The organism is Pseudoalteromonas fuliginea (assembly GCF_000690055.1).
GTDB classification, from domain to species: domain Bacteria; phylum Pseudomonadota; class Gammaproteobacteria; order Enterobacterales; family Alteromonadaceae; genus Pseudoalteromonas; species Pseudoalteromonas fuliginea.
Map to the genome: position 1 here is coordinate 1 of NZ_JJNZ01000272.1, position 436 is coordinate 436.

At 34.9% G+C, this 436-nt stretch carries 1 pseudogene; it reads left to right on the plus strand.

What is annotated here, in order from left to right:
• Nucleotides 1–436 (plus strand): annotated as a pseudogene (locus tag DC53_RS22845) (glycosyl hydrolase); the annotation flags it as partial.

Consider the following 436-nt stretch of genomic DNA (forward strand, 5'->3'; position numbering starts at 1 on the left):
TAAAAATAAATTATTGCTTTCAGAAAAAGAGGGTTATGTAAAAAAAGATAGTACCGAAGCAATACGCTTTAATATTGATAAAACAGAAGCTTTATATGGTGGAGGTGCCCGTGCATTAGGTATGAACCGAAGAGGTAATCGTTTACAACTATACAATAGGGCGCATTATGGTTATGGGGGTAGATCGGAATTAATGAATTTTACCGTGCCATTAGTAATGTCATCAAAAATATATGCAGTGCATTTTGATAATGCACCTATTGGATGGTTAGATCTTGATAGTAAAAAAGACAATACATTAGAATATGAAACCATTAGTGGGCGTAAAACCTATCAAGTAATAGCAGCTGATAATTGGTATAGTCTTACTGAGAGTTATACTGAGTTAACAGGTAGACAGCCTATGCCTGCACGTTGGATACTAGGAAATTTTGCA